Below are 13,790 nucleotides of genomic sequence, written 5' to 3' on the forward strand. Positions count from 1 at the left end.
CACCCAACGCCGCCCCACCCCCGGGGTTGATCATGAAGTTGTTGTCACTCGACGCGGTGTGTCAGGGCGATAACTTCATGATCGAGTGGGGGTGAGGAGTTCGGCGATCAGCTCGTCGTCGTCCATCGCGCCGGTGGGGTGGAAGCCCAGGGAGGTGTAGAGGGCGGCGGCGTGGACGTTGTCCGGGTGGTACGAGAGCCGGACCGGGGGGTTGCCCTCCCGGGCCGCGAGCCAGGCCGCCAGGGTCCGCACCGTCGCCCGACCGACACCGCGGTTCTGCTCGGCGGCATCGATCAGCATGCCGCCGATCCAGTGTGATCCGTCGTCGTCCACGCCCCACATGACATGGCCGACGACGGTCTCACCGGCGTACACCGCAAGCGAGGTCCACACCTCGGAGCGGGTGCTGAGCAGCAGGTAGCGCGCGCCCAACGCGGCCACGAACCGCCGCTGGTCGTCGTGCGGGGCGACGTCGGCCACCGCCCGCAGGCGCCGTCAGTCGAGCAGGGCGTCCAGGCCGACGGTGAGTCCGGGGCGGCTACGCACCGCGCGGACGGCCAGCAGCACGCCGGGCATGAACGACACCCGGTCGTACGAGTCGTGTCGGATGGTCAGCGTCTCGCCGGTGGTGCCGAACAGCACCTCCTGGTGGGCGACCAGACCGGTGGCGCGTACGGCGTGCACGCGTACCCCGTCGATGTCGGCGCCCCGCGCGCCCGGCACCTCGTCCTTGGTGGCGTCCGGCACCGGGCCGAGGCCGGCCTCGGCGCGGGCCTGGGCGATCTGCCGGGCGGTGTGGGTGGCCGTGCCGCTCGGGGCGTCCAGCTTGCGCGGGTGGTGCTGCTCGATGATCTCGACGGACTCGAAGTGCCGGGCGGCTCGCGCGGCGAACTGCATCATCAGCACCGCGCCGATGCCGAAGTTCGGGGCGATGACCACGCCCACCTCGGGTTTGTCGGCGAGCCAGCCGCGCACCTGCTCCAGCCGCTGCCCGGTGAAGCCGGTCGTGCCGACCACCGCGCTGATGCCCTGGTCGATGCACCACTTCAGGTTGTCCATGACGACGTCCGGTGTGGTGAAGTCGACGACCACGTCGGCGCCGGAGACGGCGGAGCGGCTGTCGCCCTGGTCGATCGACGCCGCGAGGGTGAGATCGTCGGCGGCGTCGACCGCCTTGCAGACCTCCATGCCCATTCGGCCACGGGCACCGAACACGCCGACCCGAATCTTCTCCCGCTCGTCAGTCACGGGGCACAACCTATCCCAATCGGGACGTGCCCCAGTCGTCGGATCCGTGCGGCTCCACCGACCGGGACGCGCCCCCGGACCGTGCGGCGGCGGCTCTCACACCGCGAAGTCGCTCTCCCCGAACGGGCCGACCACGGCCAGCGACATCGGGCGGCTGAGCAGCTCCGCGGCGAGGACGTTCACGTCCGCCACGGTCACCTCGTCGACCCGGCGGAGCAGCTCGTCGACCGGCATCAGGTCGCCGTAGAGCAGCTCACCCTTTGCCAGCCGGCTCATCCGGGAACCGGTGTCCTCCAGGCCGAGCACGAACGAGCCCTTGCTCATGCCCTTGCCCCGGGCCACCTCGGCCTCGGTCAATCCATCGGCGGCCACTCGGGCCAGTTCGGCGCGGGTCAGGGCCAGCACCTCGTCCACCTTGCCCGGCGCGCAGCCGGCGTAGACGGCGAACAGGCCGGTGTCGGCGTACTGGCTGGCGTACGAGTAGACCGAGTACGCGAGGCCGCGCTGCTCGCGGATCTCCTGGAACAGGCGGCTGGACATGCCGCCACCGAGGACGTTGTTGAGCACCCCGAGGGCGAAGCGCCGATCGTCGAGGCGGTCGATGCCGGGGCAGCCGAGCAGGACGTGCGCCTGCTCGGTCTCCTTCGGCTCGACAAGTGTGGTCACCGGTCTGGTGCGTACCGCCGGAGTGGCCGCGCGGTGCGGCGCCGGGCTGGCCGGGTCGCTGTCCAGTGGGGTGCCCCGGACGGCCTGGCGGACCAGCTTGACCACCGCGGCGTGATCCAGGTTGCCGGCGGCGGCGATGACGATCTGCGGCGCCGTGTAGCGACCCCGGTAGAAGCTCTGGATCTGCCGCCGGGTCATCGGCGTGACGGTCTCCTCGGTGCCGGAGATCAGCCGACCCAGCGGGTGGTCGCCGTAGACGGCGCGGGCGAAGAGGTCGTGCACCTCGTCACCGGGCTCGTCGTCGTGCATGGCGATCTCCTCCAGGATCACGCCACGTTCGGTCTCCACGTCGGCCGGCTCCAGCAGCGAGTCGGCGACCAGGTCGCACATCACGTCGATCGCCAGCGGCAGGTCCTCGTCCAGCACGCGGGCGTAGTAGCAGGTGTATTCCTTCGTGGTGAAGGCGTTCGTCTCGCCACCCACCGCCTCGATCTGCGAGGAGATCTCCAGCGCCGTGCGCTTGTGGGTGCCCTTGAAGAGCAGGTGCTCCAGGAAGTGCGCGGCGCCGGCCTGCGGACCGGTCTCGTCACGCGAGCCGACCGCCACCCAGATGCCGAAGGACACGCTGCGCATCGCCGGGATCGCCTCGGTGAGCACGCGCAGGCCGCTGGGCAGCACGGTACGTCGTACCGTGCCGCCCAGCGGGTCGTCGCTGAGCGTCCGGGTCACCGCGCGGGAGGTGCCGCCGGAGCGGCCCGCCCCGGTGTCCCGAGATGGGGCCACCCCCCGTCGATCCGGTGGAAACGGCGCACTGAAGGCCCGACTCACGTGGTGCTCCCGGTTCGACGAGGGGTGGGTGATGCTGTGTACGACGGTCAGCTGTGCCGGGTCCGGCGGCGCGGACGCTCGCCGCCCTCGCCACCACCCTCGCCGCCGCCGCCCTCGCCACGGTCGCCGCGCTCCGGGCCACGCCCGCCCCGGTCGCCACCACGCTCGCGGTCGCCCCGGTCACGCGGACCCCGGTCGCCCCGGTCCCGGCCAGCCGGGCGGTCGCCGCCGGCGGCCTCACCGGCGGCCGGCGCCTCGGCGCCCTCCGGGCGGACCTTGTCGAGGTAGATCTTGCCGCGGGCGTCGATGTCCGCGATCTCGACCTCGACCCGGTCGCCGACGTTGAGGAAGTCCTCGACGCGCTCGACCCGCTTGCCGTCGCCCACCTTGGAGATGTGCAGCAGGCCGTCCCGGCCCGGCAGCAGCGAGATGAACGCACCGAACGCGGCGGTCTTGACCACCGTGCCGAGGAACCGCTCCCCCACCTTCGGCAGGGTCGGGTTGGCGATGCCGTTGATCCGGTCGACGGCCGCCTGGGCCGACGGGCCGTTGGTGGCGCCGACGTAGATCGTGCCGTCGTCCTCGATGGAGATCTCGGCGCCGGTCTCGTCCTGGATCGCGTTGATGGTCTGACCCTTCGGGCCGATCACCATGCCGATCTTGTCCACCGGGATCTTGACGGTGGTGACCCGCGGCGCGTAGTCCGACATCTCGGCCGGAGCCTCGATCGCCGCCCTCATGACCCCGAGGATGATCTGCCGGGCCTCGTTCGCCTGCTGCAGCGCGGCGGCCAGCACGTCCGACGGGATGCCGTTGAGCTTGGTGTCGAGCTGCAGCGCGGTGACGAACTCCGGCGTGCCGGCGACCTTGAAGTCCATGTCACCGAACGCGTCCTCGGCACCGAGGATGTCGGTGAGCGTCACGTACTGGGTCTTGCCGTCCACCTCGTCGGAGATGAGACCCATCGCGATGCCGGCGACCGGCGCCTTCAGCGGGACACCCGCGGAGAGCAGGCCCAGCGTCGAGGCGCAGACCGAACCCATCGAGGTGGAGCCGTTGGAGCCGAGCGCCTCGGACACCTGCCGGATGGCGTACGGGAATTCCTCGCGCGACGGCAGCACCGGGATCAGCGCCCGCTCGGCGAGCGCGCCGTGGCCGATCTCGCGCCGCTTCGGCGAGCCGACCCGGCCGGTCTCACCGGTCGAGTACGGCGGGAAGTTGTAGTTGTGCATGTAGCGCTTGCGGTTCTCGGGGGACAGCGTGTCCACCATCTGCTCCATGCGGAGCATGTTCAGCGTGGTGACGCCCAGGATCTGGGTCTCGCCCCGCTCGAACAGCGCCGAACCGTGCACCCGGGGCAGCACGCCGACCTCGGCGGTCAGCGACCGGATGTCCCGCGGGCCACGCCCGTCCATGCGGACCTGCTCGCGCAGCACGCGGTTGCGCACCTCGGACTTGGTCAGCGACCGGAACGCAGCGCTGAGCTCCTTCTCCCGACCCTCGAAGCGCGGGGCGAGCTCCTCCATCACGCGGGCCTTCACCGCGTCCAAGGCCTCCTCGCGGTCCGCCTTGCCGGCGATGGTGATCGCCTCGGCCACGTCGCCGCGGGCCAGCTCGGCCACCGCGTCGTACACGTCGTCCTGGTAGTCCAGGAAGACCGGGAACTCGGTGACCGGCTTGGCGGCGACCTCGGCCAGCTCGCTCTGGGCGCGGCACAGCTCACGGATCGCCGGCTTGGCGGCCTCCAGGCCGCTGGCGACGACCTCCTCGGTCGGGGCGGTGGCACCGGCCGAGATGAGGGCGACGGCGTTCGGGGTGGCCTCGGCCTCGACCATCATGATCGCGACGTCGCCGTCGTCGAGCGTGCGGCCGGCCACGACCATGTCGAAGGTGGCGCGAGCCAGCTCCTCCAGGGTCGGGAAGGCGACCCACTGGCCGTCGATGTGGGCGACGCGGGTCGCCCCGATCGGGCCGGAGAACGGCAGGCCGGAGAGCTTGGTCGACATCGAGGCGGCGTTGATCGCCACGACGTCGTACGGGTGCTGCGGGTCGAGCGCGAGGATGGTCTCGACGACCTGGACCTCGTTGCGCAGGCCCTTGACGAAGGACGGGCGCAGCGGCCGGTCGATCAGCCGGCAGGTGAGGATCGCGTCCTCGCTGGGCCGACCCTCGCGGCGGAAGAACGAGCCGGGGATGCGGCCCGCGGCGTACATCCGCTCCTCGACGTCGACGGTCAGCGGGAAGAAGTCGAACTGCTCCTTCGGGTGCTTACCGGCGGTCGTGGCGGAGAGAACCACCGTCTCGCCCAGCTGGGCGATGACGGAACCGGCGGCCTGGCGAGCCAGCCGACCGGTGGAGAAGGTGATCTCACGGGTGCCGAAGGACCCGTTGTCGATCACGGCGGTGCGGGATTCGGTGCCGAGTTTGGTCTCGGTCATGTGCTGTCGTGCTCCTTCGCGTCGTGGGCCCACGACGTCGGGGAGCTGCTCAGCCGGCCGGTCTTCGATCGAAGCGCCCGGGTGGCCGGCATGATGCCGGGTTCCCGGGGGCCACTACCGGAGACCGGTACGCTGACCGGCTCCCTCTCGGGTGGTCGCGCGGCCCGTGTTTCCTCAGGTGGGACGCGGTACGGGGGAGTGGCCGGCCGGCCACTCCCCCGTCACGTCACCGGCGCAGACCGAGCCGCTCGATGAGCGACCGGTAGCGGGCAATGTCCTTCTTCTGGACGTAGTTGAGCAACCGACGGCGCCGGCCGACCAGCAGCAGCAGCCCACGGCGGCTGTGGTGGTCGTGCTTGTGCACCTTCAGGTGCTCGGTCAGCTCGGCGATCCGCTTGGTGAGGACCGCGACCTGGACCTCCGGCGAACCGGTGTCGCCCTCGGCGGTCGCGTACTCGGCGCGGATGCTGGCCTTGGCTTCCTGATCGAGCGCCATGTTCTCCCTGTTTCGATGGGTTGATCAAGTGGGTGTCCGTCGTCCCGGTGGACCGGGAACGGACCGGTACCTCGCACCCGCGGCGTCGAGCAGGCACGCGAGGCCCCACGCCGGTCACCCGACGTCCCGGCCAGACTACCAGCACCCGCCGGTAACAGCCGGCCAAGGGCCTCGGCGGGGGCCGCGCCGCTCAGCGCAGAGCGCGCCGGGTGCGTTCGACGTCCTGGTTCATCTGGGCGATCAACGGCTCGATCGCGTCGTACCGGACCTGCCCGCGCAGGTGCGCCACGAAGTCCAGGGCCAGCCGCTCGCCGTACAGGTCGCCGCTGAAGTCCAGCGCGTACGCCTCGACCCGTCGCTCCCGGCCGGAGAAGGTCGGGTTGGTGCCCACCGACACGGCCGCCATCAGCGGCTCGTGCTGCCCGCGGCGGATCAGGCGGGCGGCGTACACCCCGTCGGCGGGCACCGCCGCGTACCGGTGGCAGAGCAGGTTGGCGGTGGGGAAGCCCAGCTCACGGCCGCGCTGGTCGCCGCGGACCACCACGCCCTCCAGCCGGTGCGGCCGGCCCAGCGCGGCCGCGGCCGCGCCGACGTCGCCCGCGTCGACGCAGGAGCGGATGTACGTGGAGGAGAAGACGGTGCCGTCCTCGGTGACCAGCGGGCCGCCCTCCACCCCGAAGCCGAAGGTCCGGCCGAGCCGCTCCAGCAGCGCCACGTCACCGGCGGCGCGGTGCCCGAAGCGGAAGTTGCCGCCGACCACCACCAGCGCGGCGTGCAGGTGCTCGACCAGGACGTCGTGCACGAACTGTTCGGCCGGCAGTCGGGAGAACTCCGGGGTGAACGGCACCACGCAGAGCACGTCCACGCCGAGCGCCTCGATCAGTTCCGCCTTGCGGGCCTGCTCGGTGAGCACCGCCGGGTGCGAGCCGGGGCGGACCACCTCGGCCGGGTGCGGATCGAAGGTGACCACCACCGACTGCACGCCCAACTCCCGGGCGCGGGCCACCGCGTGGCCGATGGTCGCCTGGTGCCCCCTGTGCACGCCGTCGAAGACGCCGATGGTGACGACCGAACGTCCCCACCCTCCGGGCGCCGCGTCGTACCCCCGCCACCGCTGCATGCCGCTCCTCCCCTGCTGTCCCGCCGGCCGGGGGCCGGCGGACCTGCGCCCCGCCGTCAGGCCGGGGCGAGCACGATCTCCGCGCGGGCCCGCCCGTCCCGCTCGCTGACGATAGCGATCAGGCCGCCCGCCGGACCGAAGACGGCGTACGGCCCGGTGCGCCCGGTCGGGTCCAGCGGGCCGCCGTGGGCGAGCACCCGCGCCTCGTCGGGCGTGGCGTCGCGGCGCGGGAAGAACCGGTCGGCCGCCGCGTCCAGCGGGAGGTTGACCACGGCCGGGGCGCGCTGCTCCAGCTCGTCGAGGGTGGCCGCCTCGTCGAGGGTGAAGCCGCCGACCGCGGTCCGGCGCAGCGCGGTCAGGTGCCCACCGACGCCGAGCGCCAGGCCCGCGTCCCGGGCGATGGCCCGGATGTACGTGCCGGAGGAGCAGGTCACGTCCACGTCCACGTCGACCACGTCCGACTCGGTGCGACGGATCGCCAGCACCTCCAGCCGGGAGATGGTGACCCGGCGCGCCGGCAGTTCCACGCTCTCGCCGTCGCGGACCCGCTTGTACGCCCGCTGCCCGTTGATCTTGATGGCGCTGACCGCGCTCGGCACCTGGTCGACCTCGCCGCTCAGGGCCGCCAGCGCGGACCGGATCCCGTCGTCGGTCACAAGGCCGGCGGGGGTGGTGGCGATCACGTCACCCTCGGCGTCGTCGGTGACGGTGGCCTGACCGAGTCGGATGGTGGCGGTGTAGCTCTTGCCCGCGCCGATCACGTAGGTCAGCAGCCGGGTGGCCCGGCCCACACCGATGACCAGCACTCCGGTGGCCATCGGGTCGAGGGTGCCGCCGTGGCCGACCCGCCGGGTCCTCGCCAGTCGGCGGATCCGCGCCACCACGTCGTGCGACGTCATGCCGCCGGGCTTGTCGACCACGATCAGGCCATCGGTGCTCACGTCGTGCAAGCCTGCCAGACGCCCCGTACGGGCAGATGCGTGGGCGGCGCTCGGGTGCGGCCCGCCACGGTTGCGGACGGGGCAACGCCCCGCCCAGGGAGGTGCGATGATCATCCGCCCCCTGCCGCCGCCACACCAGGACCCGCCGATGACCCCCGACCGACGTCCGGCCCACGAACACCGGCACCCCGTCGACCTGCCGGACTGGATGCGGGGACCGGCACCGACGCGTCGAACCCCCACTCGGCTCCTCGACGACCTCGTCGAGCGCCAGCGGGGTTTGAACGCGGCCCGCCGGGCCTGGTGGCGGTGGCGCGACCGGACCCGGTGGAGCGATTCGCATCCGCACGTCGTCGCCGTGGTGTCGTTCGTCTTCGCCGCCGTGGTGGGCACTGCGGCGGTGTTCGGCGCCTACTACCTGCTCGCGCTGGCCATGCGCGGCCACTACTGACGGAGGAACTGTGGCGGACACGCCAACGACGAGCGAGCCCACGTCGCCGGAGCCGGACGCGGTCTCCCAACCCGCCGCGGTCGCCGAGGTCAACCCGGTCCACCTGCCGGACTGGATGCGGTCACCGCAGGTCGAGCACCAACCGACCGGGCTGGACCGGCTGCGGTTCTTCTCGGCCCGGCACAACGGCCCGCTGCTGGTCGGCTTCGGCCTGGTGCTGGCCCTACTGATGGTCGTCGGCGGCGCGGTGCTGGTCGGTCGGGTCGCCGACGGTGTCCGCGCGTCAGCCACGGCGAGCCCGACGCCGAGCCCCACCCTGCCGGTGAGCAGGGTGGGCGAGCCACGAGACCTGTTCATCGGGACCCCGGCGGCCTCGTTCGCCGCAGGCGAGAAGGCCGTGCGGATGCCGGCAGCGAACGACAGCGGGCCGTTCAGCGCGAAGGAGGTGAGCGTCGCGCTGGAGTCGGTACGCAAGGCGTTGATCAAGGGCCGGTTGGACAGGTCGATGTTCGTGGGCGATACCGAACCGTTCCTCGCGCTGCTCGCGCCCGACGCCCGCGAACAGCTCCGGTCGAACTTCGCCGACGGCAGTTTCCTGCGCTACGCGACCCGCATGTCATCGCAGTCGGAGTGGGAGCCCGACCCGCGAGCCGCCGGCCGGATCAGTTACCGGGCTACCACCGAGGAGAACGGGGTCCGGCTGCTGGAGGTGACCACGGAGTTCGTGTGGGCGTACCCATTCGACGTGAACTTGCAGGCGCCCGCCGGAGCCGGGTTGGTGGCGATCCGCGACCGGGTGGTCTGGCAGGTGCCGCACCCGGACGACGTGCAGGCGTCCTCCCGGGGCCTTTGGATCGGTTCGGCGGAGGCCGTCACCTGGAACGCGGACTGCGGTCAACTGCGTGACGGCTGGGTCCGGGAGCAGTACTGGATGGCTAGCCTGCACGGGAAGCGGGTGCCAGCCGGCGACCCCGGCACGATCTTCGACCTCGACGCACCCGCGCCGAGCACCACGCGGTGCTGAGCGACGGACGACCGCGACCGGGTCAGCGGACGGCCCCGACCACCGCCCAGCGGCCGTTGCGCAGGCGCAGCAGCAGGGCGACCAGCCGGATCACCACGAACAGGGTGAGCCCGGCCCAGATGCCGCCCAGCCCGAGATCGAGCACGTACGCCAGCCAGATGGCCGGCAGGAAGCCGCCGAGGGCCGCGACGACGGTGAGGTTGCGCAGGTAGCGCACGTCGCCGGCGCCGATCAGCACGCCGTCGAGGGCGAACACCACCCCGGCCAGCGGCAGCATCACGACGAACCACGGCCAGGCCACCATCGCCTGTTCGCGTACCTGCGGATCGGAGCTGAACCACGACGGCACGACGCCGGCGCCGGCGGCGATGAGCAGCGCGAAGCCGATGCCGCAGACGCCGCCGAGCAGGCCGATCCGCCGGGCCAGCGCCCGGGCGTCCGCCGCGTCGCCGGCCCCGAGCGCGGCACCGACCAGGGACTGCGCGGCGATGGCGAGGGCGTCGAGCACCAGCGCCGAGAAGAACCAGAGTTGCAGGGCGATCTGGTGGGCGCCCACGGCGGCGGCGCCGAAGCGGGCGGCGACGGCGGTCGCGGACAGGAAGCTGGCCTGGAACGCCACGCCCCGGATCAGCAGGTCTCGGCTGAGCACCAGTTGCTGGCGGATCACCCGGGGCTGGGGCCGCAGCGACACCCGTTCGGCGACCAGCGCGGCGGCGAAGAGCCCACCGGCGATCGTCTGGGCGACCACGTTCGCGACCGCGGAACCGACCAGGCCGAGCCCGGCGGGGTAGACCAGCAGGGGGCAGAGCAGCGCGGACAGCAGGTTGGGCCCGAGCACGAAGAACAACGGTCGGCGGGTGTCCTGCACGCCGCGCAGCCAGCCGTTGCCGGCGGCGGCGAGCAGCAGGCCCGGGGCGCCGAGGGCCGCGATCCGCAGCCACTGCGCGGCGGCGTCGGCCACGTCGCCACCACCGCCGGCGAGGGTACGCGCCAACGCGCCGCCGCCGAACTGCATGCCGATCGCGATCAGCAGTCCGACACCGAACGCCAACCAGGACGACTGGACGCCCTCGGCGACCGCGGCGGCCCGGTCACCCGCGCCGAAGCGGCGGGCCGCCCGCCCGGTGGTGCCGTACGCGACCACGGTGCCGACCCAGGCGGTGAGCGTCATCACCGTGCCGGCGACGGCGAGCGCGGCGAGCGGCACCCGGCCGAGGTGACCGACCACCGCCGTGTCGACGAGCACGTAGAGCGGCTCGGCGGCGAGCACCACGAGGGCCGGCAGGGCGAGGCTGGCGATCCGCTGAGGCGAGGCGGATCGGTGGGTGGCGGCGGTCTGGCTCATCGCCGCCGATCCTGGCATGGGCGCGGTAAGGATCGCAAACCTGATGACGGCTTACTCCGACGGTGTGTGGCGCACAGGCTCGTCGCGGCCCCGCGCAGCGCCTACCGCCTACCGGTCGGGCCGGACTGCCGGCCGGCCGGGTGGACCCGGGGGATCACCGCCGGGCGGGTCGGATCACTGGCGGGTGTCCATCGACGTCTGCAGCGCGCGGCGGGCCTGCTCGCGGGCGTCGTCGGTGGTTTCCGTCTTGGGCTTGTTCGGCATGGTGGCGCTCCTTCCAGGGTGCGAGCCACCGGCGCGCGGCGGCCCTCACGGGCGGTCGTGCTGAGCGCCCCACGGCGGTCCGGGGTTACCGGAGCAGCCGACTGGGCAGCGTGAGCCCGGGTCGGTCCGACCCTGGAGGGAGGCGGCGCGAGGTGTGGCACCACAGCCCACGACCTGCACCGCAACGCGGTGCCGGCCGTCTCCCAAGTTATCGTTCAGGTCCACATGCTGCTCATGGTTCCCGCCATTTGGACGGCCGGCATCCCGGCTCAGCGGGCCAGGAAGTGCCAGCCCAGCCACCACCAGAACCCGAACAGACCGATCCGGCCCACCGGCACCGGGCCGACCTCGTACCGCATCACGTACGCGCAGACCTCGCCCAGGGTCGGGATGCGGGACCCCTCCCGCCGGGCCAGCCACTCGACCGCCGCGAACAGGGCCAGCGAGGTGAGGAAACCGCCGATCGCGAGCGCCCGCATCATCGCCGCACCAGCCCCCAGAACGCGGCCAGCCAGGCGAACCACGCCGCCGACCGGGTCAGATGGTCCTCCAGCAGAGGATCGGCCAGCCGGGAGAAGGTGGGAAAGTCGTCGCCGACCGCCATGACGAAGGTGACGCCCTCGAAGACCCCGAACACCACCACCGGCAGCGCCCACCAGGCCGCGCCCGCGCCCAACCGGCGCGGCGCCGGCCGGCGCGGCACCCGGTTGCTCAGACCGAGCCAGATCAGCACCCCACCGGTGCCGAGAGTGTAGAGATTCGCCTCGGTGGAGAACGACGCGAACCGCCCGCCAACGAGCGACAGGCAGACCAGGACGGGGACGGAGACGGCGGGCCGATCCCAGGCGCGGGGGGCCTCCACGGTGAGGTCGTGCGGCTGCTCCATCCCGCAATTCTTCCCGTTATCACGGAGCGCCGGAAGACCGACACTCCCCGGAGCTGACCCTGATCTTCCCGCCCGGCCGGCCGACCGGCGGTCAGACGTCGGAGCTGATCACCGCCGCGTCCAGCTGATCGCGGATCGACCCGATCACCTGCTCGGCGCTCCCCCGGCCGGTGAACCCCGCCGCGAACCGGTGGCCACCGCCGCCCAGCGCGACCGCGACCCGACTGACGTCGACGCCGCCCTTGCTGCGCATGGACACCGCCCACTCGTCCGGCCGGACCTGCTTCAACACGCAGCTCACGTCCGCTTCGGCGGTGCACCGCACCGAGTCGATCAGCGCCTCCAGCACGTACGGCCGCTGGTCGTGTCGGATCAGGTCCTCCAGCGTGGCGAAGGTCCACACCAGCCCACGGCCGTCGGCGGCAGCCGGCTCCAGCCGAGCCCGGCCGAGCACCTCACCGAAGAGACGCACCGCGCCGAAGGGACGGGTGTCGAAGACCCGCCGGGAGATGTCACCGGGCGAGATGCCGGTGGCCAGCAACCGGGCGGCCAGGTGGTGCACGGCCGGGGTGGTCGCCTCGAACCGGAACGACCCGGTGTCCGTGGTCAGCGCCACGTACAGGCACTCGGCGATGGCCCGGTCCAGGGGTACGCCGAGCCGGGTCAGCAGCTGCTCGGCCACCACCGACGTCGCGGCGGCGGTCGGGTCGACCAGGTTGACCGTGCCGAAGCCGTCGTTGGAGGCGTGATGGTCGAGCACCAACGCCGCGCCGGCGCTCGTCAACCGCCCGGCCAACTCGCCCAGACGCGACTCGCTCGCCGCGTCGAAGCAGATCACCAGGTCCGGCGCCGGGTCCACGTCAGTCGCCGGAACCAGCAGCTCCAGGCCGGGCAGCCCACGGAACGGCTCGGGCACCTCCGGCGGCCCGGGGAAGGTCGCCTGCAAACTACCCACACCGAAACGCAGCAGCCCCAGGCCGAAGCCGAGCATGCTGCCCAGCGCGTCCCCGTCCGGGTTCACGTGGCAGATCAGCAGCACCCGCCCGGTCGGTGGGAGAGCGCGGATCAGCGCCTCGGCCGCCGCCCAGTCCGCCTCGGCGGGGCCGGCGCCGGCCGTCGGGGCGAGCTGCGCGCCGGCGGTGCCGGTCACCGCGCTTCCCCACCCCGGGGGCTCTCCGTGACGTCGGCGGCCTCGATGGCCTCGTCCGTCTCGTCGTCGTCCTCGTCGTCGACCCGGTACGGCTGCGCCTCGCCCGCGTACTCCGCCCGGGCGGCGAGCCGCTGCACCTCGGCGTCGGCGTTGCGGGCCGCGGCCAGCAGATCGTCGATGTGCTTGACCTGGTCCTGCACGTCGTCCAGGACGAACGTGAGGGTCGGCGAGTGCCGCAGCCCGAGAGCCTTGCCGACGGTGCTGCGCAGCAGCCCCTTGGCGCTCTCCAGGGCCGCCGCGGTGTCCGCCTGCGCCACCGCGTCACCCAGCACGGTGTAGAACACGGTCGCGTCGCGCAGATCCGCGGTGATCCGGGCGTCGGTGATGGTGATCATGCCGAGCCGCGGATCCTTGATCTGGCTCCGCACCACCGACGCGACCAGCTCACGCACCCGTTCCGCGTGCCGGCGTACCTTGGCCGGATCAGACATCTCGCCACCTCCACGGCGTCCTGCTCCCGGCCGCCCGGCGACCCGCAGGACGCCGGCCGACCGGCCAACAACTCGAACACTACCTTCGCGGCCGGACCCGGTCGCCCGGCCCGGCCGGCACCCTGGTCAGTCGTCGTCCGCGCCGTACAACCGGCGCCGCACCGACAGCAACTCGACCTCCGGGCGAGCCGCCACCAGGCGCTCACACGAGTCGAGCACCTCGCGGACGTGCGCCGCCTCGGCGGCCACCACGGCCACCGCTATCTCCGCTCGACCATGCAGGTCGAGCGCACCCACCTCGGCGGCCGACACCTCGAAACGGCGCAACGCCGCCACGATCGGCCGTACATATGATCTCTTGGCTTTGAGCGACCGGGAGTCGCCCGGCAGCAGCAGGTCGAAGACCGCGTTTCCGGTGAACATCGCCCCGGACGATACCGCC

Annotated in this window: 15 protein-coding genes; 2 read left to right on the forward strand and 13 right to left on the reverse strand. The window is 72.6% G+C overall.

Annotated features, from left to right (window positions below; genetic code table 11):
- Positions 1–75: 75 nt before the first annotated feature.
- The 7 genes from FHG89_RS25215 to truB form a co-directional block, all read right to left on the reverse strand.
- Complete coding sequence (locus FHG89_RS25215) at positions 76–480, reverse strand: GNAT family N-acetyltransferase (RefSeq protein WP_244295825.1); 405 nt, start codon at positions 478–480, stop codon at positions 76–78.
- Between the two features lie 15 nt (positions 481–495).
- A complete protein-coding gene (gene dapB / locus FHG89_RS25220) occupies positions 496–1,248 on the reverse strand; it encodes a 4-hydroxy-tetrahydrodipicolinate reductase (protein WP_139586900.1) in 753 nt (250 codons plus the stop codon).
- Between the two features lie 96 nt (positions 1,249–1,344).
- Complete coding sequence (locus FHG89_RS25225) at positions 1,345–2,742, reverse strand: M16 family metallopeptidase (RefSeq protein WP_139586901.1); 1,398 nt, start codon at positions 2,740–2,742, stop codon at positions 1,345–1,347.
- A gap of 47 nt (positions 2,743–2,789) precedes the next feature.
- On the reverse strand, positions 2,790–5,180 hold the full coding sequence (locus FHG89_RS25230) for a polyribonucleotide nucleotidyltransferase (protein ID WP_139586902.1): 2,391 nt from the start codon (positions 5,178–5,180) through the stop codon (positions 2,790–2,792).
- 226 nt (positions 5,181–5,406) lie between these two features.
- Positions 5,407–5,676 carry a 30S ribosomal protein S15 gene (gene rpsO / locus FHG89_RS25235; RefSeq protein WP_030337594.1) on the reverse strand — a complete coding sequence of 90 codons (270 nt, stop codon included), beginning with the start codon at positions 5,674–5,676 and terminating at the stop codon, positions 5,407–5,409.
- 190 nt (positions 5,677–5,866) lie between these two features.
- A complete protein-coding gene (locus FHG89_RS25240) occupies positions 5,867–6,796 on the reverse strand; it encodes a bifunctional riboflavin kinase/FAD synthetase (RefSeq protein WP_139586903.1) in 930 nt (309 codons plus the stop codon).
- 56 nt (positions 6,797–6,852) lie between these two features.
- Entirely contained in the window at positions 6,853–7,737 is an 885-nt protein-coding gene (truB, locus tag FHG89_RS25245; RefSeq protein ID WP_139586904.1) for a tRNA pseudouridine(55) synthase TruB, read from the reverse strand.
- Between the two features lie 106 nt (positions 7,738–7,843).
- Between truB and FHG89_RS25250 the strand changes: the two genes are divergently transcribed.
- Together FHG89_RS25250 and FHG89_RS25255 are read left to right on the forward strand one after the other, a co-directional pair.
- Positions 7,844–8,188, forward strand: a complete 345-nt coding sequence (locus FHG89_RS25250; RefSeq protein ID WP_244295828.1) for a hypothetical protein — start codon at positions 7,844–7,846, stop codon at positions 8,186–8,188.
- Positions 8,189–8,198: 10 nt separating this feature from the next.
- Positions 8,199–9,212, forward strand: a complete 1,014-nt coding sequence (locus FHG89_RS25255; RefSeq protein ID WP_139586905.1) for a hypothetical protein — start codon at positions 8,199–8,201, stop codon at positions 9,210–9,212.
- 22 nt (positions 9,213–9,234) lie between these two features.
- Here the strand turns inward: FHG89_RS25255 and FHG89_RS25260 are convergent, their stop codons facing one another.
- The 6 genes from FHG89_RS25260 to FHG89_RS25285 form a co-directional block, all read right to left on the reverse strand.
- The gene (locus FHG89_RS25260; RefSeq protein ID WP_139586906.1) at positions 9,235–10,557 is read right to left on the reverse strand and encodes an MATE family efflux transporter; all 1,323 of its coding nucleotides are present in this window, start codon (positions 10,555–10,557) and stop codon (positions 9,235–9,237) included.
- Positions 10,558–11,090: 533 nt separating this feature from the next.
- A complete protein-coding gene (locus tag FHG89_RS25265) occupies positions 11,091–11,300 on the reverse strand; it encodes a DUF6186 family protein (RefSeq protein ID WP_208761104.1) in 210 nt (69 codons plus the stop codon).
- A complete protein-coding gene (locus FHG89_RS25270) occupies positions 11,300–11,707 on the reverse strand; it encodes a hypothetical protein (RefSeq protein WP_139586908.1) in 408 nt (135 codons plus the stop codon). The genes FHG89_RS25265 and FHG89_RS25270 overlap by 1 nt, the downstream gene beginning before the upstream one ends.
- 91 nt (positions 11,708–11,798) lie before the next feature.
- Complete coding sequence (locus FHG89_RS25275) at positions 11,799–12,857, reverse strand: DHH family phosphoesterase (RefSeq protein ID WP_139586909.1); 1,059 nt, start codon at positions 12,855–12,857, stop codon at positions 11,799–11,801.
- Positions 12,854–13,348, reverse strand: a complete 495-nt coding sequence (rbfA, locus tag FHG89_RS25280; RefSeq protein ID WP_139586910.1) for a 30S ribosome-binding factor RbfA — start codon at positions 13,346–13,348, stop codon at positions 12,854–12,856. Before rbfA ends, FHG89_RS25275 begins: the two co-directional genes overlap by 4 nt.
- A gap of 126 nt (positions 13,349–13,474) precedes the next feature.
- Positions 13,475–13,771 carry a DUF503 domain-containing protein gene (locus tag FHG89_RS25285; RefSeq protein ID WP_139586911.1) on the reverse strand — a complete coding sequence of 99 codons (297 nt, stop codon included), beginning with the start codon at positions 13,769–13,771 and terminating at the stop codon, positions 13,475–13,477.
- Positions 13,772–13,790: the final 19 nt, after the last annotated feature.

Origin of the sequence: Micromonospora orduensis (assembly GCF_006228125.1) — a bacterium.
Classification (GTDB): Bacteria; Actinomycetota; Actinomycetes; order Mycobacteriales; family Micromonosporaceae; genus Micromonospora; species Micromonospora orduensis.

Bases quoted from the DNA above. Each gene is read 5' to 3' on its own strand.
- FHG89_RS25230 (WP_139586902.1), bottom strand. From the start codon at position 5,180: ATGACCGAGACCAAACTCGGCACCGAATCCCGCACCGCCGTGATCGAC.
- rpsO (WP_030337594.1), bottom strand. From the start codon at position 5,676: ATGGCGCTCGATCAGGAAGCCAAGGCCAGCATCCGCGCCGAGTACGCG.
- FHG89_RS25240 (WP_139586903.1), bottom strand. From the start codon at position 6,796: ATGCAGCGGTGGCGGGGGTACGACGCGGCGCCCGGAGGGTGGGGACGT.
- FHG89_RS25250 (WP_244295828.1), top strand. From the start codon at position 7,844: ATGATCATCCGCCCCCTGCCGCCGCCACACCAGGACCCGCCGATGACC.
- FHG89_RS25260 (WP_139586906.1), bottom strand. From the start codon at position 10,557: ATGAGCCAGACCGCCGCCACCCACCGATCCGCCTCGCCTCAGCGGATC.
- FHG89_RS25265 (WP_208761104.1), bottom strand. From the start codon at position 11,300: ATGCGGGCGCTCGCGATCGGCGGTTTCCTCACCTCGCTGGCCCTGTTC.
- FHG89_RS25270 (WP_139586908.1), bottom strand. From the start codon at position 11,707: ATGGAGCAGCCGCACGACCTCACCGTGGAGGCCCCCCGCGCCTGGGAT.
- rbfA (WP_139586910.1), bottom strand. From the start codon at position 13,348: ATGTCTGATCCGGCCAAGGTACGCCGGCACGCGGAACGGGTGCGTGAG.
- FHG89_RS25285 (WP_139586911.1), bottom strand. From the start codon at position 13,771: ATGTTCACCGGAAACGCGGTCTTCGACCTGCTGCTGCCGGGCGACTCC.